Below are 25450 nucleotides of genomic sequence, written 5' to 3'. Positions count from 1 at the left end.
CTTGACTGGATGCCGGATCAACTCTGGGCATGGCGCAAGAGCAGCGTCCACAGCCGGTTCCCCGTCAGTATTTGTGGATTGCTCTTCGATTTCTTACATATAGGATGTTGGGGTGTTGCATGGTCGCGCGGCCCGTGGATTGTGGTTCAGCGATACGGTAACGCCTTGAATGTGCATATGGCCCTAAGTGCCGTCGCCCGACGACAGGGAGTGAAAGAATGTCCGGCTTTCAAAGGCTGAATATCGTGCGGAAGACAGGGTTCGGCGCCGGTTTGGCGACGCTTGCGATGATTGCCGTTTCTTTCAGTGGCGGTCCGCTGGTCGCCGCAAGCTGCCGCACCGACGCCATGGCCGGCATCGACTGGCGCGAATGCAACAAGCGTCTGTTGATGCTGGGCGATAGCAATCTCGATTCGGCAATGCTCTACGGCACGGATTTCACCTATACCGACCTGCGCGGCTCGTCGCTCAAGGGCGCCAATCTCGAAAAGGCGAAGCTTATTCGCACGGCCCTCGGCGGTGCGAACCTGCAGGGCGCCAATCTGACCAAGGTGGAAGCCTATCGCAGCGATTTTTCCGCCGCCGACGCCACCAATGCCAAATTCATCAATGCTGAAATGCAGCGAACCAAATTCGAAAAAGCCAAGCTGGACGGCACGGACTTCACCAAGGCCGAACTTGGCCGGGCCGATTTCGAGGGCGCCTCGCTGAACGGCTCGAAATTCTCGCTGACTAACCTGTCACGGGCCCGTTTCGGCGGTGCCAAGCTCGGCGGCCAGGTGGATTTCACCAGCGCCTTCCTGCTCCTGACCCGGATTGAAGGGGTCGATCTTTCCATGGCCACCGGCCTTGATCAGAAGCAGATCGACATTGCCTGCGGTGACGCCAAGACCAAATTGCCGAACGGCCTGACTGCGCCGGCCTCCTGGCCGTGCCCGGAAGAGCCGGACGACGACGATTGACAGGAATAGCCGCGGGGTCTTGTTCTGGACCTAAACATCGCCATGAGCGGAAGAGAAGCGCCCGCAATGCGGACGCCTCATTGGTCGTCAGAAGCCGGAAAGCACGATCTTGCCCTTGGCCTTGTTGCTCTCGACCAGCGCATGCGCCTTGATGAGATTTGCGGCGTTGATGGTGCCGAAAACCTCGGTCAGCGTCGTCTTGATCTTGCCGGCATCGACAAGCCCGGCCACATGGTTCAGCAGCTTGTGCTGTTCGATCATGTCAGGCGTCTGGAAGACGGCGCGGGCGAACATCATTTCCCAATGGATGGACACGCATTTGCGCTTGAAGGCCATGACATCGAAACCGCCGGCCGGATCGTCGATCAGCGCGAAACGGCCCTGCGGCGCGATGGTCGCCACGCTGTCAGCGGCATGAATGTCGCTATGGGTGGTGGAGAAGACAAAGCCCGGCGCACCGAGCCCGAGCGCTTCCACCTGCGGGGCAATCGGCTTGCTGTGATCGATGACGTGATGCGCGCCGAGTTCCTTCACCCACGCAACCGTCTCCGGCCGTGAGGCGGTGGCAATGACGGTCAGATCCGTCAGCGCCCGCAGAAGCTGGACGGCGATGGAGCCGACGCCGCCCGCGCCGCCAATAACCAGCACGGCGTTGGCCGCGCCCGGAACCGGCTCTTTCACCCGCAGCCGGTCGAACAGCGTCTCGTAAGCGGTGATGGCGGTCAGCGGCAGTGCGGCGGCTTCCTCGAAATTCAGCGATTTCGGCTTTGCACCGACGATGCGCTCGTCGACCAGATGGAGCTCGCTGTTGGAGCCGGGGCGGTTGATGACGCCTGCGTAAAACACCTCGTCGCCGGGCTTGAACAGCGAGACCTTGTCGCCGACGGCTTTCACCACACCCGCCGCATCGAAGCCGAGCACGCGCGGTTCGCCGTTTTCCGGCGACTGGTTGCGGCGCACTTTGGTATCGACAGGGTTCACCGAAACGGCCTTCACCTCCACCAGAATATCATGCCCCTTCGCTTCCGGCTGGGGCAGGTCGATATCGACGAGGGCGTCTTTCGCCGTGATGGGCTGGTTCGTCCTGTAACCGATGGCGCGCATGAACAGTCTCCTTTGCTTGTTTGCGTGCCTCTTACTTGATACATATGAACATCGATCGCAAGAATGCACATTTTGTGATGATACATACAAAAAGGATACTGTGATGTCGCGACCGCGCGCCAAGCTCACCGGCAACTTTCCCGGCTGCCCGGTGGAATCGACCTTGAGTTTTCTCGATGGCAAATGGAAAGGCGTGATCCTCTATCATCTCATCAATGAGGGCACCCTGCGCTTCAACGAGTTGCGCCGCCGTATTCCCAGCGTCACCCAGCGCATGCTCACCAAACAACTACGCGAGCTGGAAGAAGCCGGCCTGATTTCCCGCACCGTTTTTCCGGTGGTGCCGCCGCGTGTGGACTATGCGCTGACGCCGCTTGGCGAGACCATGAGGCCGGTGATCTCGGCCCTGAAAAGCTGGGGCGACGCCCATATCGTCTGCAAGAACGGCGCGAAATATACCCGTCTTCCCGAGATGAAGGAAAAGGCCGCCTGAAAAATCACGGGTAAAAGCGCACCCCACCGCGCGCCTTTTTTATGGTGCGATGCAACATGTATTTGCCCTGATTGATGCATAATGCTGCGATCTCGATTCGCAGCAGGGACATCACACAGATGAGCATTGGTTGGTTAGAGGCCGCATTTCTCGGCCTTTTGCAAGGGCTTACGGAATTTCTTCCGATTTCTTCAAGCGCGCATCTACGCATCGCCGGGGAGTTCCTGCCCTCCGGCGCGGATCCGGGAGCGGCCTTCACCGCGATTACACAGATCGGCACCGAAGCCGCCGTGCTGGTTTATTTCTGGTCCGATATCATGCGTATCGCCATCGCTTGGCTCCGGCAGAACCTTCGCCTCGGCGAATATAACAAGGCCGATGCCCGGCTTGGCTGGCTCATCATCGTCGGTTCCGTGCCGATCGTGTTTCTTGGCCTGTTCTTCAAGGACGCCATCGAGCACTCGCTGCGCAATCTTTACATCACCGCCGTAATGCTGATTGTCTTCGGCATCGTTCTCGGCGTTGCCGACAGGATCGGTCAGAAGCGTTACAAGCTGAACCAGCTTATCTGGCGCGATGGCATCCTGTTCGGTTTCGCGCAGGCCATGGCGCTCATTCCCGGCGTCTCGCGCTCGGGCGGCACCATCAGCGCCGGTCTGCTTTTAGGCTATACCCGCGAGGCGGCGGCCCGCTATTCCTTCCTGCTCGCTGTTCCCGCCGTCTTCGGCTCCGGCTTTTACCAGCTTTTCAAGAGCATCGGCGAGGACAATCCGGTCGGCTGGGGTCCGACGGGGCTCGCGACATTGATCGCCTTCGTGGTCGGTTATGCCGTGATCGTCGTCTTCCTCAAGCTGGTCTCCACCAGGAGCTACATGCCCTTCGTCTGGTACCGCGTGGTCATAGGCTTTATTCTGCTTGGACTATTGGCAACGGGCGTCATCAATGCCGGCGGTTGATCAGCGTTGACGCGTGCGTATGCCCAAATGAAAAGGCCCGCTCCTCCGAGCGGGCATTTCGTCTTTTAGAGCAACGTGCCGCTGAGGATCACCAGCGCCACCGAGAAGTAGATGACGAGGCCGCTGACATCCACCAGCGTCGCGACAAAGGGGGCGGACGCGCTGGCGGGGTCGAGCCGCAGGCGTTGCAGCACGAAGGGCAGCATCGAGCCGGCCAGCGAGCCGAAGGTCACGATGCCGACGAGGGCTGCGAAAACGGTGGCGCCGACCAGCAGCCAGTGCTCGCCATAGTCATAAAAGCCCGCCTGCTGCCAGAGGCTCAGACGCAGGAAGCCGATGGCGCCCAGAATGCAGCCGAGCGTCAGGCCCGTCGGGATTTCCCGCAGCAGCACCCGCCACCAGTCAGAAAGCTTCAACTCGCCGAGCGCCAGCGCCCGGATGATGAGCGATGTGGCCTGCGAACCGGAGTTGCCGCCCGAGGACATGATCAGCGGAATGAACAGCGTCAGCACCACGGCCTTTTCCAGCTCGCCTTCGAAATGCTGCATGGCGCTGGCCGTCAGCATTTCACCAAGGAAGAGGGCTGCGAGCCAGCCGGCGCGCTTGCGGATCATGTCCGGAAAGCCGATCGTCATATAGGGCTTGCCCAGCGCCTCCATGCCGCCGAACTTGTGGGCGTCTTCCGTCGTGTCGGCGATCATGGTGTCGATCACGTCGTCAACGGTGACGATGCCGAGAATATGCGAGCGGTCATCGACGACGGGCAGCGCCAGCAGGTCGTGCTTGCGGATCAGCCGGGCGACATCCTCCTGCGACATCAGCGGGCTTGCATAGGCAATGCCTTCTTTCGATGCGACGGACAGAATGGAAGCGCCGGCTTGGCCGGTCAGCAGGCGGCGCAGCGTCACGACGGTGGAGAGCGTTCCGTCCTCAGCCAACACATAGATGGCATAGACCGTTTCACGCGAGCGCTCGACGACGCGGATGTGCGAAAGGGTCTGTTCCACCGTCCAATTGTCCGGCACGCTGACGAATTCCGTGGTCATGATCGAGCCGGCGGTACGCGGCGGATAACCCATCAGGTGCTGGATGGAGAGCGCCGTCGTGCGGTCCAGCCGGGAAAACAGCTTTGCCCGCGGCTCTTCGGCCATTTCCGCCATGACGTCGGCCACACGGTCGTCGGACATCAGGTTGACGAGGCGGGCGGCCTGTTCGACCGGAAGATCGGCGATGATGGCGGCGGCGCCATGCAGTTCCGGCCGGTCGAGAATGGCGACGGCTTTTGCCTGCGGCATGGCGAGGATGGCGGTTACGGCTTCGCTGACATCCAGCGTGTTGAGGTGCTCGACGCGTTCGGCAATGGTGGTGGAGCCGGCGTTTCCGCTACGAAGAAGACGTGCGGCCTTGCTGGCCCTCTGGGAGAGGTTGTGGAAGTTCATGATTGCTCACCTTTCCGTCGATTCGCCGATCACGGCGAACGCGGTGGTGAGCCGACAGCGGTCGGATCAGTTCACGTTCGCCGGTCTCGGCAAAGGCAATCGACTGCTACTGTCGCTAGACATCCAATGATGCTCCGTTGAAATCCGCGCAGCGCCCGATCCGGCATGCGCGTGTGGCCGTGTTGCGCCTGAAACCGAAAAGAGTCAAGCGCCCGACCATGAAATTTCCGCAAGGTTGTGCACCGCGGCGAGGGGCGGCGGCGCAGGCTGTAAAAAAGGCGGCTTCAAGCCGCCTTTTCGCGCCGCTCGACGGTGACGGAAACAAGGAAAACGCCAAGCCCGAGAAGGGAAAGAACCGCGCCCACATAACCGGTGGAGGCGTAACCGAAACCCATGGCGATGACGAGGCCGCCGAGCCAGGCGCCGAGCGCATTGGCGATGTTGAAGGCGGAGTGGTTGGAGGCGGCGGCCAGCGTCTGCGCATCTTGCGCCACATCCATCAGTCGTGTTTGAACCGCGGGGCAGGCGGCGAAACCGCAGCCGATCAGGAACACGTAGAGGCAGAGCATGAAAGGATTGTCTGCCGTCATGCCGAATACGGTCATGACAAGCACGTTGAAGGCCAGCATGCCGCCAATCGTGCCGTTGAGCGAGATATCGGCCAGCCGCGAGCCGACCACATTGCCGACATTCATGCCGATGCCGAACAGCGCCAGGACCATGGAGACTGTGGAAACCGGCATCATCGCCACATCGGTGGTGGTCTTGGCGATATAGCTGAAGACCGAGAACATGCCGCCGAAGCCGACGGCGGCGATGGCGAGCGTCAGCCACACCTGCACACGACGGAAAGCGCCGAGTTCGCGCCAGACGCTGGCGCCTTCCTCTACCCGATCACGCGGCTGGAAGAACCAGAGCAGCGCCACGGTCAGAAGTGCGATGCCGCCGACCAGCATGAAGGCCGCACGCCAGGAAAGCAGCTGGCCGAAGAAAGTGGCGAGCGGCGTGCCGAGCAGGGTGGCGATGGTGAGGCCGAGCATGACACGGCCAACGGCGCGGGCGCGCTTGTGGATCGGTGCCATGGAGGCCGCCACCAGTGCCGCAACGCCGAAATAAGCCCCGTGCGGCAGGCCGGTGATGAAGCGCAGAACGGTGAAGCTCAGGAAATCCGGTGCGACGGCGCTCAAGATATTACCGGTCGCAAAAAGCCCCATCAGGCCGAGAAGCAGGGTGCGACGCGTCATGCGTGCGGCGAGAACCGCGATGATCGGCGCGCCGATGACGACGCCGAGCGCATAGGCCGTGATGACATAACCCGCCTGCGGAACGGTGACGCCATAGGTGGCGGCGACGTCGGGAAGCAGGCCCATGATGGCGAATTCGCCCGTACCGATACCGAAGCCGCCGGCGGCAAGCGCCAGTTCGATGAGCGCGATGGCAAGCGGGGAGAGGGCCACGGCAGGAGCGGCCGTGTAAACGTTTTCATTCTCCGCGCCAAGGCGGGCTTCAGAGAAATTCGAGTGGCTCATCGTGACCTGAAAAGCGGGAAGGGCCCACAGAAAAAAGGGCAAGACCGTATGGGACCGGTCTGCCCTGACTGGAGATGCGCGGTCATGAAAATGACCTTAAGTGATCCCTAACATGAAATGATGCGTTGCGGTAGAGCGATTCTCGGCAAAAGAGCATCTTCACGCGATGGTGTTCGGAACCGTATATATGGTCAGGCATTTACGCGCGGCTGCCTTGTTGGATCGGGTTGGAAACATGAAGCTCATTGCAATTTTCAATCGTGACGGCGGCACGTTTCGTACCACAGGCATGGAGGCCTATTGCGATCATGCCCGCGAGGTTTTCAGCCGCGCTGGCCACGCCATCGAGTGCCGTCTGGTCTCCGGAAAGGATATCGTGGAGGAAATGGAACGCGCCGCCGATGAGCCGGGCATCGAGGGCATCATTGCCGGCGGCGGTGACGGCACAATTTCCGCAGCGGCGGCCATCGCCTGGAAACACGGCATCGCGCTCGGCATCGTGCCGGCCGGCACCATGAACCTCTTTGCCCGCTCTTTGAAGCTGCCTCTCGATATTCGCGAGGTTCTGGAGACGCTGGCGCATGGCGAGGTTGCCAGTGTGGATATCGCCAGCGCCAATGGCCGCCTTTTCGTTCACCAGTTTTCGGCAGGCCTGCATTCGCGCATGGTGCGCTACAGAAACAACCTCGCTTTTGCCTCCCGTCTCGGCAAGATCAAGGCAAGCATCCGCGCCGCCATCAGCGTTATCCTCAATCCGCCGGTGTTCGAGGTGGAATATACCGTGAATGGTGAAACCCAGTACCGTAAAGTCTCGGCCATTTCCGTCTCCAACAACGAGTTCGGCCAGAACTCGCTCCTGGTGGCGGACAATGTTTCCGGCGGCCATCTCGGCTTTTACCTCACCGATCCGCTACGCCCTTCCGGCGTTGCAAAACTCGCCTTCGACATTTTGCGCGGCAAGCTCAAGGAGAACGATGCCGTGACGGCCATGACCTCGACTGATGTGGAGCTTCATTTTCCGAAGAAACGCCACGACGTGCGATGCGTGATCGATGGCGAATTGTTGCCGATGGAACGGGATGTGGCTCTCAAAATTCATGCGGGCGAATTGAGGGTCCTGGTCGGGCGGGGATTCCTCACCTAGCGCAACCGACTGTGAATCGGGCGATCGCCGCTTGTCCAAGCCGCCTCCCTGAAAAACGCCAGCCTTGCCAAATCGAAGCCGCCCGGCCATGTTCGGCGGGCGTGACGGCGTGAGCGCCGTTGCCTTTATGGGAGTGCGATCTGTCATGAATGAAATATCCAAGCCGATGTCCAATCTCGCCGCCATCGATGCCGCCCATCACCTCCACCCTTTTTCCGACATGGGCAAGCTCAACGCCGCCGGCACCCGCATCATCGAGCGCGCCGAAGGGGTGTTCATCTATGACAGTACCGGCAAGAAATATCTCGACGCCTTTGCCGGGCTCTGGTGCGTGAATATCGGTTACGGACGCCGCGAGATCGCCGATGTCGTGCAGCGGCAGATGAACGAGCTGCCCTACTACAACGCGTTTTTCGGCACCACCACGCCGCCAGCGACACTGCTGGCGCAGAAGATCGCCTCGCGCGCCGGGCCGAAAATGAACCATGTGTTCTTCACCAATTCCGGTTCGGAAGCGACCGACACCTGGTTCCGCATGGCGCGGGTCTACTGGAAGGCGCTCGGCCATCCGACGAAGACCAGGGTAATCGCAAGGCGCAACGGCTATCACGGCTCGACGGTGGCCGGAGCCTCGCTCGGCGGCATGAAATGGATGCACGAGCAGGGCGATCTGCCGATCGAGGGCGTGGCCCATATCGGCCAGCCCTATTGGTATGCCGAGGGCGGCGATCTTTCGCCGGCTGAATTCGGCCTGAAGGTGGCGCGTGAACTGGAGGCGAAGATCGATGAACTCGGCGAGGAAAATGTCGCCGCTTTCGTGGCCGAACCCATTCAGGGCGCCGGCGGCGTCATCGTGCCGCCGGAAACCTACTGGCCGGAAATCACCCGCATCTGCAAGGCGCGCAACATTCTTCTCGTCTCCGATGAGGTGATCTGCGGTTTCGGCCGTCTCGGTTCCTGGTTCGGTTACCAGCATTTCGGTGTGGAGCCGGATTTTGCTCCCGTCGCCAAGGGCCTGTCTTCCGGTTACCTGCCGATTGGCGGCGTCATCGTCTCGGATCGGGTGGCGGAGGTGATGTTGTGCGAGGTCGGTGACTTCAACCACGGTTTCACCTATTCCGGCCACCCAGTCTGCGCCGCCGCGGCGCTGGAAAATCTCCGCATCATCGAGACCGAGGGACTGGTGGAGCGGGTGCGCGACGATATCGGCCCTTATTTTTCCGAGGGCTGGAAAAGCCTGACGGATCACGAACTGGTCGGCGAGGTGGTGAATGTCGGCCTGATGGGCGGCCTGCAGATAACGGTCGACAAGGCGACGCGCCGGCGTTTCGCCAAGCCGGACGACATCGGAACCGCCGTGCGCAACCATTGTCTGGCAAACGGCCTTGTGATGCGCGCCACCGGCGACCGCATGCTGGCCTCACCGGCGCTGACGATCAGCCGCTTGGAAGTGGATGAAATCATCGAAACGCTGCGCAAGGGGCTCGACCACCTGCGCGATACGCGGGAGCATTTCCAGTAAAAGCGCGTAGCGGTTTTACGTCCGGAAAATGCGACGAAAACTCTTAGGGAGGACTAAACATGGCAGGACAGGAACATCATTACGCCGTTCAGGTGAAATGGACCGGCAATCGCGGCAAGGGGACATCAGGCTACCGCGATTATGAACGCGACTACACGATCTCCACTTCGGGAAAGGCCGACATCGCCGGTTCCTCCGACCCCGCCTTCCGCGGTGATGCCTCCCGCTGGAACCCGGAAGACCTGCTGGTCGCCTCGCTCTCGGCCTGCCACAAGCTGTGGTACCTGCATTTCTGCTCGGTCAATGGCATCATCGTTGAAGACTATGTCGACAATGCCGAAGGCACGCTGGTGATGGAAAAGGATGGCGCGGGGCAATTCAGCGAAGTGGTGCTGAAACCGGTCATTACCATCTCGAAGGGTGATCCCGCCCGGGCGGATGAGCTGCACCATGATGCGCATGACAAATGCTTCATCGCGCGCTCGGTGAATTTTCCCATCCGCGTGGAGGGGACGGTGAAGATGGTTTGAGGCTCACGCCAGTCGCAGACCGAGATGATCGGCCATCGGCTGAAAGTCTCGGTCATTTTGCAACAGCTTGTGCCCGTGCTCGATACAGTAGGTACCGATAATGAGGTCGTTGCTTTTTCTGATCGTATAGCCGCGCTCCCGCAGGAAGCGGTAATTGGCGGCGGCCTTGATGGCGAGCTGGGGCGACATCATCGCGACGCAGGGAAATTCGCCCAGCATCTGCTCAAGTCGGCGCGCATGATGACCGTCACGCGCGCCTCTAAGCACCTCAAGAAGAATGATGTCGCCGATCAGAATTTCGCCCTGCGCCATTAAGGCGCGAAACTTGGCGGAGAGGGTAGGCGCGTCTTTTCGAATAAATGAAATCCAGGCAGAGCTATCTGCTACGATCATTTGGTGTTCTTCACGTCCCAGTCCGTCTCAGCATCCCAATCCGTCCGCATCTCGTCCAGATCACCTTCCCAGCCCATGCCCTCCAACGCGTCGAGGGCACGCATCTGACGATGAATGCGCACCAGATCGCGCAACGCCTTTTCCACCGTTGCCTTTTTTGTCGAAAGGCCGGTGATTTCCATCGCCTCGGCGAGCAAGGCGTCATCGAGTTCAATGTTGGTGCGCATCGAAAAATCCTTGGTGTAGCGATTTTCGAAATTATACACCAAGGACGCTTTCCGCGATATCTGTTTTTACTGGAACGCCGTCTCGTAAAAGCTTCGAAGCTTGCGCGAATGCAGCGTTTCCGTTGGCATGGCCGCAAGCTTCTGCACGGCGCGGATGCCGATTTGCAGATGCTGGGCGACCTGCGTGCGGTAGAACTCCGTCGCCATGCCCGGCAGCTTCAATTCGCCATGCAGCGGCTTGTCGGAAACGCAGAGCAGGGTGCCGTAGGGCACGCGGAAGCGGAAACCGTTGGCGGCTATGGTGGCCGATTCCATATCGAGTGCGATGGCGCGGGATTGCGACAGGCGTTTGACCGGGCCGGCCTGGTCGCGAAGCTCCCAGTTGCGGTTGTCGATGGTGGCGACGGTGCCGGTGCGCATGATGCGCTTCAGCTCGAAACCCTCGTAACCCGTGACTTCCGCCACAGCGCCTTCCAGAGCCAGTTGCACTTCGGCGAGAGCCGGGATGGGCACCCAGACGGGCAGGTCGTCATCGAGGACGTGGTCCTCGCGCACATAGGCATGCGCCAGAACATAGTCGCCCAGCCGCTGGCTGTTGCGCAGGCCGGCGCAATGGCCGACCATCAGCCAGGCATGCGGCCGCAGCACGGCGATGTGGTCGGTAATCGTCTTGGCGTTGGAAGGGCCGACGCCGATATTGACGAGCGTGATGCCGGCATGGCCCTTTTTCTTCAGGTGATAGGCGGGCATTTGCGGCAGGCGGGCCAGCACGGCGTCTGTTTCCGGCTTTTCGCAACCGGCGGGGGTGACGAAATTGCCGGGCTCCACGAAAGCCGTGTAACCCTCGCCGCCATTCTTCATCAGCTGCCGCGCCCAGGCGGCGAATTCATCGATATAGAACTGGTAGTTGGTGAACAGCACGAAGTTCTGGAAATGGCTGGCGCTCGTTGCCGTATAGTGGCTGAGGCGGGCCAGCGAATAATCGATGCGCTGTGCGGTAAAGGGCGCAAGCGGCGCCGGTTCGCCGGGCACCTGATCATATTCGCCATTGGCGATGAGATCGTCGGTATTGTTGAGATCGGGCGTATCGAAAAGATCGCGCAGCGGCACGTCGGAGAGCGAAGACGCCGCCGCCGCCTCGACATACGCGCCTTCGCCGAAGGCGAAATGCAGCGGAATGGGCGTGGCCGATTCCGACACCGTGACCGGAACGCCGTGGTTCTTGATCAGAAGCCCCAGCTGCTCTTTCAGGTAGTGACGGAAAAGCTCCGGCCGGGTGATCGTCGTCGTATAGACGCCGGGGGCGGTGACATGGCCGTAGGAGAGACGTGAATCGACATGGCCGAAGGTGGCGGTCTCAAGGCTCACCTGCGGATAGCAGGCGCGGTAACGGCCGGCGATCGGCGCGCCCTTTGCAAGTTCGGTGAAGGAGTTGATCAGGAACGCCGTATTGCGTTCGTAAAGCGCGGACAAAGCCGCCACAGCTTCTTTCGGATCCGTGAATGTCTGCGGCGCGAAAGGCTCGGGGCTGACGAAGGTGAGGGGCGGAATCATTCGTTTTGCTATTGTCATGGCCCATTATAAGAGGCCAATTTCGACAGGCAAGCGACAGAAATACGAAGAAGCTGAAAAGAAACGTGAAAATGCAGTTCGAATAACTGTGGGGGGCAGAAATTTCAGCCGAGCGCGCCGCGCTGCAGGCTCATCAGAAGCACGAAGCCGGCGCCCTTCGAGGCCGGGCGGGGATCGGCCTTGTAAACCGCAAGTCCGGCCACCGGGCCGAGAAAGATCGAGGCCATCAGCATCAGCCGCAAGGCGGAAAACAGGCCGTTGGAGAAGCTTGTCGTCATCATCAGATCCCTTCTTACAGTACAACGGGGCAATTGGCGGCGGGCGCCGGGCTGTGCTGGCAGGCAATTGCCGCACCGGCATTCACCCGCTGGAAATTGCGGTTCGGATTAACGACGAGCGAGGCGAAGGACATGGCGAAGATCGCCATGAGAAACGCGAAGATTACCAGTCGGCGGATCAGCTTTGTCATGCCCATTCCCCTTTATTGGAGTTGATGGACAGAGTTTTGCCACACTCGGACTGAACGGACCCTGAGGCCCCGGTTCATATGGTGTTCAGGGATGTTAACGGGTGGTGACATGGCGGATTGATACCGCAGTGGCGCGGACCACCCGCTTTTCGATCAGGGCAGAGGGGCTTGCGCACGCGCCGCAAGATCGGTCAGCAGGGTCTCGAACGCCTGAGGCTGGGTCACATCGACAACCGGTACATGGTGTTCCCGAGCGGATGCCAGCATATCCGTGTTTTCCCGCAACGAACGCTCGATGAACGCATCCATGATCCGCCGCTTGTCGGCCGGTGCATCTTCATAGCGCGCATGAGAGCGCATTCTCTCAAGAAGAAAATCATTGCCAGCATGAAGAAAGACACCGGCGGCGGTGTTGCCAAGCAGAGGCGATATCAATTCCGGCCGCAGGGCCGCGCCCTCGAAGATTGCGGTCGTGCCGGTGCCTGACCTGCTGTCGATCATCGTGCGGATCAATGGCCAGATGTTCCGATGATGTATCTTGAGAAACCAGTGGATCGTTTCCGCCGAGAGCTGCGAGTAATATTCCTCCACCGGCGCCGGAATGCCCGGCCATGGCCTTCCCGGATGGCGGGCGAGACTGTCGGTCGATATCGCCTCGCAACGCAGCCTATCGCTCAAGAGGCCGGCAAAGGTGCTTTTGCCGACATGGGAGGTGCCTGCGATCAGGATTGTCGAAAGGATAGGGCGCATGCGTCGCTCTCGTTGGTGTCGGGCGCAACGATACATCAACGGATATGCGGCTTCCATGCGGCGTGCGCCCGCAGGTTCGGGCGAAGTCCTTGGGCGGCGCACCGCGCCGTCAGCCGCGGGGCCGCAGGCGGCAGGCCAGAAAGCCCACCCGCCGCCTTGCCGATTACAGGCGCGTCCAGGTCTGCGATTTGCACAGAACCTTCAGCACGCAGCCCTTCATGCTCAGCGAGTTGCCGGAAACGGTGCCGGAGCCGCTATAGGTCTTGTCGTTTGCGGGGTCGGTGATTTCACCCGAATAGATGTTTCCCTTGCCGGAAAGTTTGCCAATCTGTTTTCCGGCATGTTTGCCGGTCTTCAGCGTCACGCAGAAAGCGCCGCCGCAGGGGCCGATCACGGCGGTTTCGCCGCTGGCCGTCTTCCAGTTGCCCTCGATGGCTTCTGCGGCAAAGGCAAGGTTGCTGCCCATCAGCAGGGCAGCGGTCATCATCATCACACGCTTCATGGAAACTCCTCCGGTCACGTCGCGCTGGTCTTTGCCCGTTCATCCTCCGCACGGGCAGGCGGATAGTATTTGACGTTAACGTAAAAGGAAACAGAAATTTGCGTCCATTGCACGGCATTTGCGACGTTTGAAAGCGAAGAAAAGAGGAAAACAGAAAATCGGTGTTTGGATCGTGGTGAACGAAGGGTTTAAATCCAGATGTAAACTTTTCGTAAAAATCGCCCGAAAGTCCTTAATTTCCGCACCTCCTGATATTTAATAAAAACCCAATTTTACCAATCGTTTGCAGTTTGTTTGCTGCCCATTAATCATGCCTTTTAAGCGGGTGTTGAATGCCCGGTGGCATAGTGAACTCATCAAAAGCGCAGGGAAAACCTGCCGGACGAAAGGACGAAAAAGCCGCAAAAGACGGCAGGTCCGGACGATAGCCTCGGCAAGAAGGCAATGATGAAACAGGCGAGAGCATTCCAGCAAAAGTGCGAAGCGGTTTTGCGTCCGGAAATGCGAAAAAACAAAGAGACAGAGCGGTTCGCTTTTCGACGAAAAGCGGAAAGTTCTGAAAGACAGGGATAAAAACAATGGCACGCTTTGAAATCCGCGATATCGAAATGGCTGCCGGTGGCGAAACCCGCGCCGACACTCTTTGCAATCTCGGCCTGGTCTATGCGACCGGCCGGGGCTGCAAGGTGGACCTGATCGCCGCCCATAAATGGCTCAACATCGCCGCGATCCGCGGATCGGAAAGAGCGGCTTCGCTGCGCGCCGATCTCGCCCGCAACATGACGAAATCGGAACTGGCCGAAGCGCTGCGCGCCGCCCGCGACTGGATGACGATGCACTGATTTACCCAAGCCTTATTGAGATTTCCGGTCCGGTTCCCTCCAGTCCCGATGACCGGCGCAAAGGAAAGTAAACCCGAAGGGGAACGCGGCGAGGGCTTTGAAAACAAGCTTTTGCGCTGACACATCAAACCGCGACCGGCAGGAACAAGGCGGGCGCGGTTTTCTTATATTTGGCGATGTCCGTTGCCGGAAAACGATTCGCGGGCAGGGGCTTGCGGGAGGATGTTGAATCGATGCGTGCAATGCGCGGCACTTTCCAACCCTCGTTCCTGTGCTTGTCACAGAAATCCAGCCGACGCGCGTCTGCGCGGCGAAAAGAGTCCCTCCAGCCCAAGGACTTGGGCTGGCTAGATTCCTGTGACGAGCACAGGAGGGTGGGGTGGGAGCTTAGCCGATAGCCTTGAGGACCTTCGGCAGCGCCTGCTCGAAAAGATCGAGCTTGTCACCCGGCCCCACGCTCACGCGAATGCAGCGGTTGAGAGGAGCGACGCCCGGCATGCGGATGAAGACGCCGTGCTCCATCAGCCCATCGACGATGGCGCGGGCATAAGCCCCGTCGCGGTGGCAATCGATGGTGACGAAATTGGTGGCGGAGGGGAGCGGTGAAAGGCCGTTATCTCGGGCAATTGTCGAAATGCGCTCACGGGCGTCAGAAATTTTACCAACGACTTCGTGCAGATAGGCTTGATCTTTCAGTGCCGCCAAAGCGCCGGCGACCGAAATGCGCGCCATGCCGAAATGGTTGCGGATCTTGTCGAAGGCTTCGACATTGCCGAGCGTGCCGATGGCGTAACCCACGCGCGCACCCGCAAGCCCATAGGCTTTCGAGAAGGTGCGCATGCGCAGAATGTTCGGCTGGCCGATCAGCGCGTCGATGGCCGGCACCGCGCTGGCCGGCGCGGTTTCGCAATAGGCTTCATCCAGAATGAGCAGGCAGGTTTCCGGCAATGCGCGGGCGAAGGCGACGACTTCGCTCGCTTCCCACCAGCTTCCCATCGGATTGTCGGGATTGGCGAAATAAACGAGCGGCGCATTTTCCCGGATGACGAGATCGAGCAGCCCGTCAAGATCTTCGTGATCGTCGACATAGGGCGTGGTCACGAGTTTGCCGCCAAAACCGTTCACATGATAATTGAAGGTGGGGTAGCCGCCGAAAGAGGTGACGACAGGCGTGCCCGGCTCGACGATCAGCCTGGCGATCTCGCCCAGCAGCCCATCGACGCCGCTGCCGATGGCAATATTGCCACGCGAGACGCCATGGTGGATGGCGAGTGCTTCCTTCAGCTCGAAATTTTCCGGATCGCTGTACATCCATGTCTCTGCTGCCGCATCGCGCATGGCCACAAGCACGGAAGGGGCAGGGCCGAAGCCGCTTTCGTTTGCGCCGATACGCGCTTCAACCTTCAAGCCGCGGTTCCGCTCGATGGCCTCCGGGCCGACGAAGGGAACGGTGGAGGGAAGCGAGACGGCGAGGGGGGTAAGGCGTGAAAAAGCGGACATTGGCTTCAGAGTTTCCGATATCTGTGTTTAAAACCCGGCTCACAATAGGTGCAAAAAAACCGGACGCAAGGCGCAGCCGGTTGTGGCATGACTGTTTTGGAACAGAATTTTACGTCCCGGTGAGGGGACGGAAAAGCCATCGGCCTATCGTGCCGGGGTCACGCGTTGGTCTCGAAGCTCAGGCGTCGCACATGGTGCAGGAACTCCGCATCGATCAGCATATTGAAGCCGATCGTCACTTTTTCTTCTTCGCGCCGGATCAGCGTGCAGCCGATCTCATCGCGGATACCGAGAATTTCCAGATAGAAATTGGCCGGCATTTCCAGATCGGGGCTGACATCCAGTTCCGCGCCGTAAAGGGAAATGGTCCGCACCAGGCAGCGCATGGTGTCCTTGGCGCTGAGATGATGCCCGATGAAGGTGATCTTGCCGGGCCGGTCGATCTGAAATTTCTCGTACATTTCGTCCTGGGGGACGTTCTGACGGGGATCCATATGCAAAGCCATGACAACCTCCCGGATTGCCTCTTTTGATGCCGATTTTAACGCCGCTTCCTTGCCAGGGCATGAAGGAAATGCGCGCAATTGTCTGTTCTGTGTCTCGATCTCGACCAATCGTCCCTTCGGAAGCTGATGTTTCCACTATGGAAATGCGTTCGGTCTCATCCGGTTGCAGCCTGTGCTGATACTGCGTCACGCTTGCACGGGGCTGGTGTTGACTAGGACCGTACTTGGCGTTACGCCTGAGCCTTGCAATATCGCTTCACGAGGCTCGACAGGACCGGCGCTTCGTGATTCTTCTGGGAGTGGACTGTGACGGAAAGGCTGGTAATCGTCGGGGCGGGGCAGGCCGCTTTCGCGCTGGCGTCGAAGCTTCGGGCGCTGAAGGATGAGCGCCCCATCACCATCATCGGTTCCGAAGACGCCTATCCCTACCAGCGGCCGCCGCTCTCCAAAAAATACCTCCTCGGCGAGATGAGCTTCGACCGGCTGATGTTCCGGCCGGAGGAATGGTACGCGGAGAACAATGTCGATATGCGGCTTTCCACCTTGGTCGAGGAGATAGACCGCGCAGCAAAAACCCTGCGCATGCAGGACGGCGGCACGCTTTCCTATGACCGGCTGGTGCTGGCGACCGGGGCTGCTCCCCGGCTGCTGCCCGCCAGCATTGGCGGCGATCTGGAAGGCGTCCTGACCGTTCGCGACAAACGCGATGCCGACCGTCTGATGGAGGAGATGAAACCCGGCCGCAGGCTGCTGGTAATCGGCGGCGGTTATATCGGTCTCGAAGCAGCGGCCGTCGCCTGCAAGCTCGGCCTCGAAGTGACCTTGATCGAAATGGCCGACCGTATTCTCCAGCGCGTGGCGGCGAAGGAAACCGCCGATATCATGCGCCGCATCCATCAGGCCCACGGCGTTTCCATTCGCGAAAAGACCGGCCTTGTGCGCCTTGTCGGCATGGATGGCCGGGTGGCCGCTGCCGAACTCTCCGACGGCTCGACGCTGGATGTGGACTTTGTGATTGTCGGCATCGGCGTGACGCCGAATGATCGCCTCGCTCGCGAATCGGGCCTCGATGTCGGCAATGGCATCGTGGTGGACGACCATACCCGCACCTCCGACAGCGCCATTCATGCGGTGGGCGATTGCGCGCTGCTGCCCTGGCGCGGCCAGCATGTGCGTCTCGAATCGGTACAGAACGCAGTCGATCAGGCTGAGGCGGCGGCTGCCGTTCTCACCGGGGCTGCAACCGGCTATGATCCCAAGCCATGGTTCTGGTCGGATCAATATGACGCCAAACTGCAGATCGCCGGCTTCAATCTTGGTTACGACGAGACGATACTGAGGCAGGGCGCGCGCGAGGGCAGCTGGTCCGTCTGGTATTTTCGCGATGGGCGATTCGCGGCGGTGGATGCCGTCAACGACGCCAAGGCCTATGTCGCGGGCAAGAAACTGCTCGATACCGGCGCGGAGCCGGATCGCGCCATCCTGGCGGATGCTTCCGCCGATCTGAAATTACTGCTTTCCTGAGGACATCATGCCCGCTCCCGAAAACCGTTTCAAAACCGCCATCCATGCCGGCAAGCCGCAGATTGGCCTCTGGCTCGATATGGGCGAGGCCATCACGGCGGAAATCGCCGGCACTGCGGGTTTTGACTGGCTAGTGATTGACGGCGAGCACGGGCCGAACGATCTGCGCAGCATCATCGATCAGCTTCGCGCGCTTGCCACATCGCCCGCCGAGCCGGTGGTGCGCGTGCCCGTCGACGAAAGCTGGATGATCAAGCAGCTTCTGGATGCAGGTGCGCGCACGCTTCTCGTGCCTATGGTCGATTCGGCCGATCAGGCGAAAGATCTGGTCAGCGCCATGCATTATCCGCCGCGCGGCATTCGCGGCATGGGGGCTGCCGTCGCCCGCGCTTCCGCCTTCAACACGATAACCGATTACGCCGACAGCGCCTCGGACGGCGTCTGCCTGCTGGTGCAGGCCGAAACGCGTGCGGCGATCGACGATCTCGACAATATTCTTGTGGTGGAAGGCGTGGACGGCGTGTTCATCGGCCCGGCGGATCTGGCCGCCGATATGGGTTATCTCGGCAGAATAGACGAGCCGGAAGTGCAGACAGTGATCGAGGCGGCCATTGTCAAGATTGTCAAGGCGGGCAAGGCCGCCGGCATTCTCACCTTCAACGAAACCTATAATCGCCGCTATCTCGAACTCGGCGCTTCCTTCGTGGCCGTCGGCGCCGATGTAACGGAATTCGCCAGCACCCTGCGTGCGCTATCGGCCCGTTACAAGGGCGGGGCAGCACCTGCGCCATCGCGGTCGGGATATTGATTCAGTCGTCATTGCTGGCGTTCAGCTTTTCCGGCGGAATGCCTTCTTCGCCGGAGGCGAGATAACCGCCATTAATAAGGGCGGCGCGAACGATGCGCTGGATGGCCTCATCCCTGTCGATGCCGTGATCCCTCGCAAAATCCGACAAAGCCGTTTCAAGATCGTCGCTGAACCGCATATTCGCCCCCATTCATCCCATTTCAAATCAATACGAAAAGGCAAGGCGGATTGACCCGCCTTGCCTGAATTTTAAGCCCGCGCGGCAATCAGCGCCAGCGATAAAGGCTGCCGTTCGACGAATTCTGCTGCGTGCTTGTGCCGACCGCATAACCGATGGCAAAACCGAGTGCGCCAACGATCGTCAGCAGGGAGGTCGCCGTGCCGGGATTCTCCTTGACCGCTTCGACGACATGCTGGCCCTGGGCGCGCACATTGTGGGCCGCCTTGCGAACGCGCCCGCGCGCCTCATCCAGAAATTCGGATGCATCTTCGCCCACGCCTTCCGCGCGGGCCGAGACGGATTTGGAGAGGGATGCGATTTGCGAACGCAGCTCCGCAATCTGGTTTTCGATCGTGTCTTCGACAACATTCAGTTTGGTCTGAGCCATTAGAACACCTCTTTTGTTACCGAAGCCAGAACGTGCCGGCCTGAAAGAAGTTCCCGAAAGGCCCGCAAAGTTTCGCGGCGGTATGTTCAGCCAACAGGTTTTTGTGCTTCTTGGCGAAAAAGCCTTGCAATCATTTTTTTTACGCAATAATCAGGCCGCACCGGAGAGGTGGCCGAGTGGTCGAAGGCGCTCCCCTGCTAAGGGAGTATACGTCAAAAGCGTATCGTGGGTTCGAATCCCATCCTCTCCGCCATTTCGGCGCAAGACCGAAAATTCCAGCCCGAACGATCCTTCACTTCAAGACTGCAGCCGGAGCGCTTTGGCGACTGTCGCCGCTTGTCACCTGTTCTTCCGTCCGTTTCGAATTGGCGCGCAACAAATCGGCTGCTGCCGATCATAAAAGCCAATTGTCGAATGCGACGCCGCCTCATCACATCAGATATCCCGAGCAAATAGACGCGATCGATACGACGTTGGTCCCTCGAATCGTTGCGTGGGGAATCGGTGTCAAACGGCTTGGCTTTTCCCTCGTCTCTTCACGCGCGCCGTGAGGGTGTGTCAGATGCAGGGGTGTAAGGATGCGACGGTTTCCACCTTTCTTGCCCGACGAGGCAAGGTTTCTCCGAAAAAGCCGGCAGTTTGTAAATATCTTGTTAATCTCACTAACTAACGGATTTTCAATCAATTTCTTAACGCATGGTAAAGCCGCCTGCGGGTTGACAGCGCATGGTGTGTTGTTTCCGCAACAAATCGAAATGAAGCATATACGTAAATGCTATTTATCGGATGTTGGCGATTGCATGCGGCGAAACCTTTTGTATTTTCACCACCAGAAGCGAGGCGGTGGATCGTTTGGCTTCTAAGAACACGGGAATGGGGCAGGGAATGCTGTCCTTCAGCGAAAGTACCCAGACCCACTTAAAAACTTTGACTGGAGGTCAACCATGAACATCAAGAGCCTTCTCATCGGCTCCGCTGCGGCTCTCGCAGCAGTATCCGGCGCACAGGCCGCTGACGCTATCGTCGCTGCTGAGCCTGAGCCCATGGAATACGTTCGCGTTTGCGACGCATTCGGCACCGGCTTCTTCTACATCCCCGGCACCGAAACCTGCCTGAAGTTCGGCGGTTACATCCGTTTCCAGACCGACTTCGGTCGTGACAAGTCTGGCACCTCTGACTGGGATTCGTTCACCCGCGCTCAGTTCGAAGTTGACACCCGCACCGATACCGAACTCGGTGCTCTGCGCGGTTTCATCGGCTTCCGCGGCAACGCTGACAACGGTTCTTCTTCATCTTCGAGCGTTTTCGTTGATCAGGCGTTCATCGAACTCGGCGGCCTGAAGGTCGGTAAGTTCTACAGCTGGTGGGACGATGGTCTTTCTGGCGAAGCTGACGTTCTCTCCACGAACGCTCTGTTTAACTCCATTCGTTACACCTACGACGCTGGTTCCTTCTGGGCAGGCGTTTCGGTTGACGAACTCGAAGGCACGAACTCCAAGTTCGCAACTGCTGTATTCGACGGTGCTGGCGATCTGATCGACGTAACTCAAGAAGCTGACAACAACGTTGGTATCGCTCTCGGCCTCGGCGCCAAACTGGGCGCTGCATCCCTGCAGCTCATCGGCGGCTACGACGTCGACCAGGAAGAAGGCGCTATCCGCCTGATCGCCACGGCTGACATCGGTCCTGGCACGTTCGGTCTTGCTGGTGTTTGGGCTTCCGGCGTAAATGCTTACTACGCAGAGTCTGAATGGGCAGTTGCTGCTGAATACGCAATCAAGGCAACTGACCGTCTGACGATCACCCCCGGCGCTCAGTACTTCGGTAACGTTGCTTTCTCGGCTACTGTTGACGACACGAAGTACTACCTGACCAACGACTGGTCTAATAACGACGCTTGGCAGGCTGGCGTAACGATCGACTACAAGATCACGCAGGGTCTCTCCACGAAGGTCGCAGTTAACTACTACGACGAAGACGGCGCAGACCAGGAACAGTGGAAGGGCTTCGTTCGCCTTCAGCGTTCGTTCTAATCTGATCTGACAGTGTCAGTAATGGGAGCCCGGCTTTCGAGCCGGGCTTTTTTGTATTAAGGCGATCTTTGGGTGTGGGCATCGGGCTTAAGCGATCGATTATCGCTTGTGATTCAGATTGGCCGAATCCGCTCTGTGTTCGTCACCGATGGCAGCGCCAGATTAATCGAAATTGCGGGCGGCCGGATTGCAAAATGATCGATTCGGCAACGTGCAGATCAACTTTTGGACAATTTGCTGCGTCCCAATTATGGCCAGATTTCCCGATGGTATATATCTTGTTTTTGGATGAGTGTTGAAGTCCCCAGCTAAGTCACTGAAATAAATTGGAAATTAACCATTCTTTAATAAATCCGGCGAGGTGCGTTAGAATTGTAGCTATTTCGCAACAATGAAAAACTAAGGACACCTTACTGTCTTCCTTCTGTCACGATTGCGATTGCCTGTGCGGGCGGTTTTGGCTCTAATCGATGTCATAAGCGGCACGCATTTCTGAAGTGCTCCCACCCGCTGCTTAGAAGATTAAGCGTTTGACTGGAGGTCAACCATGAATATCAAGAGCCTTCTCATCGGCTCCGCTGCGGCTCTCGCAGCAGTATCCGGCGCTCACGCTGCCGACGCTATCGTCGCTGCTGAGCCTGAGCCCATGGAATACGTTCGCGTTTGCGACGCTTTCGGCACCGGCTTCTTCTACATCCCCGGCACCGAAACCTGCCTGAAGTTCGGCGGTTACATTCGTTTCCAGACCAACTTCGGCCGTGATTCGTCGGGCACCTCTGACTGGGATTCGTTCACGCGCGCTCAGTTCGAAGTCGACACCCGCACTGACACCGAACTCGGTGCTCTGCGCGGCTTCATCGGCTTCCGTGGCAATGCCGACAACGGTTCAGCAGCTGACTCCAGCGTTTTCGTTGACCAGGCGTTCATCGAACTCGGCGGGCTGAAGGTTGGTAAGTTCTATAGCTGGTGGGATGACGATCTGAACGGCGAAACCGACATTCTGTCGACCAACACCCTGTTCAACTCGATCAAGTACACCTACGATGCTGGTTCTTTCCAGGCCGCGATCTCGGTCGACGAGCTTGAAGGCCAGTACGGTCAGTTCCAGTACGGCGCTGACAACAATGTCGGTATCGGCGGCATGATCGGCGGCACGTTCGGCGCTGTTACGGCCAACCTGATCGCTTCCTACGATTTCGATGCAGAAAACGTTGCTATCCGTAGCATTCTGTTTGCAGATATCGGCCCGGGTACTTTCGGTCTTGCCGGTGTATGGGCTTCTGGCGACAACGCATACTACGCGAAGTCTGAATGGGCTGTTGCCGTTGAGTATGCGATCAAGGCAACCGATCGCCTGACACTTACCCCTGGCTTTGAATACCTCGGCAAGCTCGACGTAGCGGCTGATGGTGACTTCGTTGGCGACCGTGACGCTTGGACTGCTGGTCTGACGGTTGACTACAAGATCACCGAAGGTCTGGCTACCAAGATCACCGCCAACTACTACGACGAAGATGGTCGTGACGACGAAGTCACCGGTTTCGTTCGCCTTCAGCGTTCGTTCTAATCTGATCTGACATAGTCAGTGATGGAAACCCCGGCAGAAATGCCGGGGTTTTTCGTTTGAGTGCGGTCAGTCCATTAAACAAAAAAAGCACCGGGCCTGCCGGTGCTTCGATAGTTTAACAGCGATCAACCGATGTGCGGGGTTTCTATCCCGCCCGCCCATGGCGCAGGTCGTCAACGATATCGGCTTGCTGCCCGAGCCTCGTTTTGTAAACCTGATAATTCTCCATCACCCGCTGCACGTAATTTCGGGTTTCGGGGAAGGGGATGCGCTCGATCCAGTCAATCACCTCGTCGATTGGCTTGCCGCGCGGGTCGCCATAGCGGGCGATCCATTCCGGCACGCGCTTGGGCCCGGCATTATAGGCGATGAAAGTGAGGATATAGGAGCCGCCGAAACTGTCGATCTGCTCGCCGAGGTAATGCGCGCCGAGCGTGGCGTTATAACCCGCATCGGTGGTCAGCCGAGCCTGGGTGTAGGGCAGGCCATGGCGTCCGGCCACGCCCTTGGCGGTTCCGGGCAGCAGTTGCAAAAGGCCGCGCGCATTGGCGGCGGAGACGGCGGCCGGGTTGAAGGCGCTTTCCTGCCGGGCGATGGCATAGGCAAGCGCCTTGCCGGAGCCGGCAATATTGGCGCTGGCGGGAATGACGCCGAGCGGATAGGCGAGTGCGGCCGCATCGATGCCGCGGCTGAACGCCGTCTTGCCGATTTGCAGCGAAACCTGATGATTGCCGTTGCCCTCCGCCCGCGCCGCCAGAATGGCAAGTTCGCCGGGGCTGTCGAGCTGTTCCGCCAGCGACCGGTAAAGGCTGTCAGCCCGCCAGCCATACCCGGCCGCTTCCAGCCGGTCGATGGCGCGCACGGCTTCGCGGCCGGCGAAACGTTCGCGGTCGCCGCTGCTGGGGCTTGGATAGGTGACGTTCAGTGTCTTCTTACCTATCCGCGCGGCGGCGAGCTGGCCGTAAAACGTGCCGGGATGCGCGGCGGCTTTCTCGAAATAGTCACGGGCATTTCCCGGTCCGCCCGCTTCCGCCGCCCGTCCGAGCCAATAATAGGCGCGCGATGCCGAAAGCGGCCGGTTCGACGTCTGCAACAACGTATTGAAATGGCGCGAGGCCGCCGCCGGATCGCGCAGCGCCCTCAGCGCATACCAGCCGGCATGGAATTCGGCATCGGCAATATCGACGGGTGAAGTGGCCGAATGATTGGCGACGATGCGATAGGCTTCGGCAAAATCACCGAGATCGGCAAGGCCGCGGGCGACGATACGGCGCTCATTCCACCATTCGCCGGGGTTGACGAGCCTGGCCGTTTCCTTCGGCGCCTGCCGCAGAAGCACGGCGGCTTCCGGATATTTCTGCTGGTTGCGCAGGTTCTCGATGCGCGCGAAGAGATAGGTCGGATCGTTGCGCCAGGAGGCGTCGACCTTGCCCAATAATGCGCCGGCATTGGCGGACCGCTGCAGCACCGCCGCCCAGGCATTATAAAGCGACTGCGCCTTGCCGAGATCGCCGAAACGCTTGGCCTGGCTGATGCGGCTGCGATACATCAGATAATCCATGCGCGCCTTGTGGTCGGCGGGCGTCAGATAGGTGGGAAACTCGGCAAGCACACGGTCTTCCATGTCCTTGTCCATACCTTCGCTCACCCAGAGCTGGCGAATGAGGCGCTGCGATTCTGCCACCTTGCCGGAGGAGGCGAGCGCTTTGGCGAGCACGAATGCGCCTTCCGCGGTTTCCGTCCGGCTATTGCCGAAGGCGGCAAGCACCTGGGGTGCGGGCGGATCTTCGCGGTAAAGCGCTCTTTCGGAGTTGGCGCGCAGGGCGGAGGCGCCCGGCCAGCCGGAAAGTTCGCGCTGGGCTGCGGCAATCTCGGCGGAAGCGACATCCTTCTGCCCGGAAACAGCGATTGCCCAGGTGAGTATATGGCGGTCGAGACTGCCGCTCGGCATGGTGTTGCGCAGCGCAATTGCGCGGGTCGCGTCCCGGCTGGAAAGCGCGTCGAGGCCGGCCTTCAACTGGCTGATATCGTCGGGACGGTTGAGGCGCGGTATGGCGCCGGTGATCTCTGGCGAGGCCGGTATGAAGGCCGGAACGGTCGGCGCATTCGGCTTGACATAGGGAAGCGGCGCCGCACCTTCCGGCAGCGGCCCGGCCAATGCGTTCCAAACGGTTGCGGCAAGACCCGCCGCCATCAATCCCCAGACTGTCTTTTTCATGCCGTTCTTCATTGTGTAAAGGCGTTGCCGACTTTCCTGTAATATCGCTTCATTGCAGCAGGATTGCCGAAAACGGTCTGATGTCCCACACCGGAATCTTGAGATTTCAGCCTTAATGAAATCTTAATAACCGCCCCGCAATTCAATCAACTTTTATTCACCGGCCCGCGAGCGACGTCTCTTTTCGGTGCCGGCTTTTTGCACTTTCCGGTCATGGTCCGGAGACTGTCACACTTCCGACAATTTCGGACA

The 25450-nt window shown here is 59.5% G+C and carries 26 protein-coding genes and 1 tRNA gene; 12 read left to right on the top strand and 15 right to left on the bottom strand.

Annotation, left to right across the window (positions count from 1 at the left end; translation table 11 throughout):
* The first annotated feature begins 218 nt into the window (after positions 1-218).
* A complete protein-coding gene (locus AGR1_RS08570; RefSeq protein ID WP_137410001.1) occupies positions 219-962 on the top strand; it encodes a pentapeptide repeat-containing protein in 744 nt (247 codons plus the stop codon).
* Positions 963-1049: 87 nt separating this feature from the next.
* On the opposite strand, the gene AGR1_RS08565 is transcribed toward AGR1_RS08570, so the two are convergent.
* The gene (locus tag AGR1_RS08565) at positions 1050-2066 is read right to left on the bottom strand and encodes a zinc-binding alcohol dehydrogenase family protein (protein ID WP_080791060.1); all 1017 of its coding nucleotides are present in this window, start codon (positions 2064-2066) and stop codon (positions 1050-1052) included.
* A gap of 103 nt (positions 2067-2169) precedes the next feature.
* Between AGR1_RS08565 and AGR1_RS08560 the strand changes: the two genes are divergently transcribed.
* A complete protein-coding gene (locus AGR1_RS08560) occupies positions 2170-2559 on the top strand; it encodes a helix-turn-helix domain-containing protein (protein WP_080791059.1) in 390 nt (129 codons plus the stop codon).
* 119 nt (positions 2560-2678) lie between these two features.
* A complete protein-coding gene (locus AGR1_RS08555) occupies positions 2679-3515 on the top strand; it encodes an undecaprenyl-diphosphate phosphatase (protein WP_137410002.1) in 837 nt (278 codons plus the stop codon).
* A gap of 65 nt (positions 3516-3580) precedes the next feature.
* Here the strand turns inward: AGR1_RS08555 and mgtE are convergent, their stop codons facing one another.
* Both mgtE and AGR1_RS08545 read right to left on the bottom strand, forming a co-directional pair.
* Complete coding sequence (gene mgtE / locus AGR1_RS08550) at positions 3581-4954, bottom strand: magnesium transporter (protein ID WP_149146693.1); 1374 nt, start codon at positions 4952-4954, stop codon at positions 3581-3583.
* Between the two features lie 284 nt (positions 4955-5238).
* Entirely contained in the window at positions 5239-6483 is a 1245-nt protein-coding gene (locus tag AGR1_RS08545; RefSeq protein ID WP_149146692.1) for an MFS transporter, read from the bottom strand.
* A 235-nt stretch (positions 6484-6718) separates the two neighbouring features.
* Between AGR1_RS08545 and AGR1_RS08540 the strand changes: the two genes are divergently transcribed.
* From AGR1_RS08540 to AGR1_RS08530, 3 genes are all read left to right on the top strand, one after another.
* Positions 6719-7627: a diacylglycerol kinase family protein gene (locus AGR1_RS08540; protein ID WP_149146691.1), complete on the top strand. Its 909-nt coding sequence runs from the start codon at positions 6719-6721 to the stop codon at positions 7625-7627.
* A gap of 145 nt (positions 7628-7772) precedes the next feature.
* Entirely contained in the window at positions 7773-9149 is a 1377-nt protein-coding gene (locus tag AGR1_RS08535) for an aspartate aminotransferase family protein (protein ID WP_187772087.1), read from the top strand.
* A 59-nt stretch (positions 9150-9208) separates the two neighbouring features.
* Positions 9209-9679, top strand: coding sequence for an OsmC family protein (locus AGR1_RS08530; RefSeq protein WP_137410006.1), 471 nt, complete (start codon positions 9209-9211; stop codon positions 9677-9679).
* A gap of 3 nt (positions 9680-9682) precedes the next feature.
* Here the strand turns inward: AGR1_RS08530 and AGR1_RS08525 are convergent, their stop codons facing one another.
* The 7 genes from AGR1_RS08525 to AGR1_RS08500 form a co-directional block, all read right to left on the bottom strand.
* The gene (locus tag AGR1_RS08525) at positions 9683-10072 is read right to left on the bottom strand and encodes a PIN domain nuclease (RefSeq protein ID WP_003524104.1); all 390 of its coding nucleotides are present in this window, start codon (positions 10070-10072) and stop codon (positions 9683-9685) included.
* On the bottom strand, positions 10069-10299 hold the full coding sequence (locus tag AGR1_RS08520; RefSeq protein ID WP_077982994.1) for a type II toxin-antitoxin system VapB family antitoxin: 231 nt from the start codon (positions 10297-10299) through the stop codon (positions 10069-10071). The genes AGR1_RS08525 and AGR1_RS08520 overlap by 4 nt, the downstream gene beginning before the upstream one ends.
* Positions 10300-10365: 66 nt before the next feature.
* Positions 10366-11865 carry an AMP nucleosidase gene (amn, locus tag AGR1_RS08515; RefSeq protein WP_187772173.1) on the bottom strand — a complete coding sequence of 500 codons (1500 nt, stop codon included), beginning with the start codon at positions 11863-11865 and terminating at the stop codon, positions 10366-10368.
* A 110-nt stretch (positions 11866-11975) separates the two neighbouring features.
* The gene (locus AGR1_RS29550; protein WP_162520402.1) at positions 11976-12152 is read right to left on the bottom strand and encodes a hypothetical protein; all 177 of its coding nucleotides are present in this window, start codon (positions 12150-12152) and stop codon (positions 11976-11978) included.
* Positions 12153-12163: 11 nt separating this feature from the next.
* Positions 12164-12346, bottom strand: a complete 183-nt coding sequence (locus AGR1_RS29545; protein WP_162927392.1) for a hypothetical protein — start codon at positions 12344-12346, stop codon at positions 12164-12166.
* Between the two features lie 147 nt (positions 12347-12493).
* A complete protein-coding gene (locus AGR1_RS08505) occupies positions 12494-13090 on the bottom strand; it encodes a hypothetical protein (protein ID WP_149146689.1) in 597 nt (198 codons plus the stop codon).
* Between the two features lie 163 nt (positions 13091-13253).
* The gene (locus tag AGR1_RS08500; protein WP_080791053.1) at positions 13254-13592 is read right to left on the bottom strand and encodes a DUF2147 domain-containing protein; all 339 of its coding nucleotides are present in this window, start codon (positions 13590-13592) and stop codon (positions 13254-13256) included.
* Positions 13593-14170: 578 nt separating this feature from the next.
* On the opposite strand from AGR1_RS08500, the gene AGR1_RS08490 reads away from it, so the two are divergent.
* Positions 14171-14434 carry a sel1 repeat family protein gene (locus tag AGR1_RS08490; RefSeq protein WP_003524109.1) on the top strand — a complete coding sequence of 88 codons (264 nt, stop codon included), beginning with the start codon at positions 14171-14173 and terminating at the stop codon, positions 14432-14434.
* Between the two features lie 387 nt (positions 14435-14821).
* Here AGR1_RS08490 and AGR1_RS08485 read toward each other — a convergent pair whose 3' ends face one another.
* Entirely contained in the window at positions 14822-15934 is a 1113-nt protein-coding gene (locus AGR1_RS08485) for a pyridoxal phosphate-dependent aminotransferase (RefSeq protein WP_149146688.1), read from the bottom strand.
* Positions 15935-16092: 158 nt separating this feature from the next.
* Positions 16093-16440 (bottom strand): hypothetical protein, encoded by a 348-nt coding sequence (locus AGR1_RS08480; RefSeq protein ID WP_035240153.1) that lies wholly within the window; start codon positions 16438-16440, stop codon positions 16093-16095.
* 306 nt (positions 16441-16746) lie between these two features.
* Here AGR1_RS08480 and AGR1_RS08475 point away from each other — a divergent pair, with 306 nt between their 5' ends.
* Together AGR1_RS08475 and AGR1_RS08470 are read left to right on the top strand one after the other, a co-directional pair.
* Positions 16747-17964: an FAD-dependent oxidoreductase gene (locus tag AGR1_RS08475; protein ID WP_149146687.1), complete on the top strand. Its 1218-nt coding sequence runs from the start codon at positions 16747-16749 to the stop codon at positions 17962-17964.
* Between the two features lie 7 nt (positions 17965-17971).
* Positions 17972-18772 (top strand): HpcH/HpaI aldolase/citrate lyase family protein, encoded by an 801-nt coding sequence (locus tag AGR1_RS08470; protein WP_149146686.1) that lies wholly within the window; start codon positions 17972-17974, stop codon positions 18770-18772.
* 1 nt (position 18773) lies between these two features.
* On the opposite strand, the gene AGR1_RS29540 is transcribed toward AGR1_RS08470, so the two are convergent.
* Together AGR1_RS29540 and AGR1_RS08465 are read right to left on the bottom strand one after the other, a co-directional pair.
* Complete coding sequence (locus AGR1_RS29540) at positions 18774-18950, bottom strand: hypothetical protein (protein ID WP_162854288.1); 177 nt, start codon at positions 18948-18950, stop codon at positions 18774-18776.
* 88 nt (positions 18951-19038) lie between these two features.
* Positions 19039-19380, bottom strand: coding sequence for a hypothetical protein (locus AGR1_RS08465; protein ID WP_077982618.1), 342 nt, complete (start codon positions 19378-19380; stop codon positions 19039-19041).
* A 162-nt stretch (positions 19381-19542) separates the two neighbouring features.
* On the opposite strand from AGR1_RS08465, the gene AGR1_RS08460 reads away from it, so the two are divergent.
* The 3 genes from AGR1_RS08460 (at position 19543) to AGR1_RS08445 (ending at position 22980) form a co-directional block, all read left to right on the top strand.
* A tRNA-Ser gene (locus AGR1_RS08460) sits at positions 19543-19633 on the top strand.
* A gap of 691 nt (positions 19634-20324) precedes the next feature.
* Entirely contained in the window at positions 20325-21413 is a 1089-nt protein-coding gene (locus AGR1_RS08450; protein ID WP_149146685.1) for a porin, read from the top strand.
* A gap of 547 nt (positions 21414-21960) precedes the next feature.
* Positions 21961-22980: a porin gene (locus AGR1_RS08445; RefSeq protein WP_149146684.1), complete on the top strand. Its 1020-nt coding sequence runs from the start codon at positions 21961-21963 to the stop codon at positions 22978-22980.
* A gap of 145 nt (positions 22981-23125) precedes the next feature.
* Here the strand turns inward: AGR1_RS08445 and AGR1_RS08440 are convergent, their stop codons facing one another.
* Positions 23126-25198 (bottom strand): lytic transglycosylase domain-containing protein, encoded by a 2073-nt coding sequence (locus tag AGR1_RS08440; protein ID WP_187772086.1) that lies wholly within the window; start codon positions 25196-25198, stop codon positions 23126-23128.
* Between the last annotated feature and the right edge of the window lie 252 nt (positions 25199-25450).

It is taken from the genome of Agrobacterium sp. B1(2019) (assembly GCF_008274755.1).
Taxonomy (GTDB): Bacteria; Pseudomonadota; Alphaproteobacteria; order Rhizobiales; family Rhizobiaceae; genus Agrobacterium; species Agrobacterium salinitolerans.
The sequence above is the reverse complement of the archived record's forward strand: the minus strand, read 5'-3'. Positions and strand labels throughout refer to the sequence as shown.

Bases quoted from the DNA above. Each gene is read 5' to 3' on its own strand.
- AGR1_RS29545 (WP_162927392.1), bottom strand. From the start codon at position 12,346: ATGGGCATGACAAAGCTGATCCGCCGACTGGTAATCTTCGCGTTTCTC.
- mgtE (WP_149146693.1), bottom strand. From the start codon at position 4,954: ATGAACTTCCACAACCTCTCCCAGAGGGCCAGCAAGGCCGCACGTCTT.
- AGR1_RS08440 (WP_187772086.1), bottom strand. From the start codon at position 25,198: ATGAAAAAGACAGTCTGGGGATTGATGGCGGCGGGTCTTGCCGCAACC.
- AGR1_RS08560 (WP_080791059.1), top strand. From the start codon at position 2,170: ATGTCGCGACCGCGCGCCAAGCTCACCGGCAACTTTCCCGGCTGCCCG.
- AGR1_RS29550 (WP_162520402.1), bottom strand. From the start codon at position 12,152: ATGATGACGACAAGCTTCTCCAACGGCCTGTTTTCCGCCTTGCGGCTG.
- AGR1_RS08490 (WP_003524109.1), top strand. From the start codon at position 14,171: ATGGCACGCTTTGAAATCCGCGATATCGAAATGGCTGCCGGTGGCGAA.
- AGR1_RS08565 (WP_080791060.1), bottom strand. From the start codon at position 2,066: ATGCGCGCCATCGGTTACAGGACGAACCAGCCCATCACGGCGAAAGAC.
- AGR1_RS08450 (WP_149146685.1), top strand. From the start codon at position 20,325: ATGAACATCAAGAGCCTTCTCATCGGCTCCGCTGCGGCTCTCGCAGCA.
- AGR1_RS08500 (WP_080791053.1), bottom strand. From the start codon at position 13,592: ATGAAGCGTGTGATGATGATGACCGCTGCCCTGCTGATGGGCAGCAAC.
- AGR1_RS08480 (WP_035240153.1), bottom strand. From the start codon at position 16,440: ATGGCTTTGCATATGGATCCCCGTCAGAACGTCCCCCAGGACGAAATG.
- AGR1_RS08505 (WP_149146689.1), bottom strand. From the start codon at position 13,090: ATGCGCCCTATCCTTTCGACAATCCTGATCGCAGGCACCTCCCATGTC.
- AGR1_RS08545 (WP_149146692.1), bottom strand. From the start codon at position 6,483: ATGAGCCACTCGAATTTCTCTGAAGCCCGCCTTGGCGCGGAGAATGAA.
- AGR1_RS08445 (WP_149146684.1), top strand. From the start codon at position 21,961: ATGAATATCAAGAGCCTTCTCATCGGCTCCGCTGCGGCTCTCGCAGCA.
- AGR1_RS08465 (WP_077982618.1), bottom strand. From the start codon at position 19,380: ATGGCTCAGACCAAACTGAATGTTGTCGAAGACACGATCGAAAACCAG.
- AGR1_RS08530 (WP_137410006.1), top strand. From the start codon at position 9,209: ATGGCAGGACAGGAACATCATTACGCCGTTCAGGTGAAATGGACCGGC.
- AGR1_RS08470 (WP_149146686.1), top strand. From the start codon at position 17,972: ATGCCCGCTCCCGAAAACCGTTTCAAAACCGCCATCCATGCCGGCAAG.
- AGR1_RS08520 (WP_077982994.1), bottom strand. From the start codon at position 10,299: ATGCGCACCAACATTGAACTCGATGACGCCTTGCTCGCCGAGGCGATG.
- AGR1_RS08525 (WP_003524104.1), bottom strand. From the start codon at position 10,072: ATGATCGTAGCAGATAGCTCTGCCTGGATTTCATTTATTCGAAAAGAC.
- AGR1_RS29540 (WP_162854288.1), bottom strand. From the start codon at position 18,950: ATGCGGTTCAGCGACGATCTTGAAACGGCTTTGTCGGATTTTGCGAGG.
- AGR1_RS08540 (WP_149146691.1), top strand. From the start codon at position 6,719: ATGAAGCTCATTGCAATTTTCAATCGTGACGGCGGCACGTTTCGTACC.
- AGR1_RS08535 (WP_187772087.1), top strand. From the start codon at position 7,773: ATGAATGAAATATCCAAGCCGATGTCCAATCTCGCCGCCATCGATGCC.
- AGR1_RS08555 (WP_137410002.1), top strand. From the start codon at position 2,679: ATGAGCATTGGTTGGTTAGAGGCCGCATTTCTCGGCCTTTTGCAAGGG.
- AGR1_RS08570 (WP_137410001.1), top strand. From the start codon at position 219: ATGTCCGGCTTTCAAAGGCTGAATATCGTGCGGAAGACAGGGTTCGGC.
- AGR1_RS08485 (WP_149146688.1), bottom strand. From the start codon at position 15,934: ATGTCCGCTTTTTCACGCCTTACCCCCCTCGCCGTCTCGCTTCCCTCC.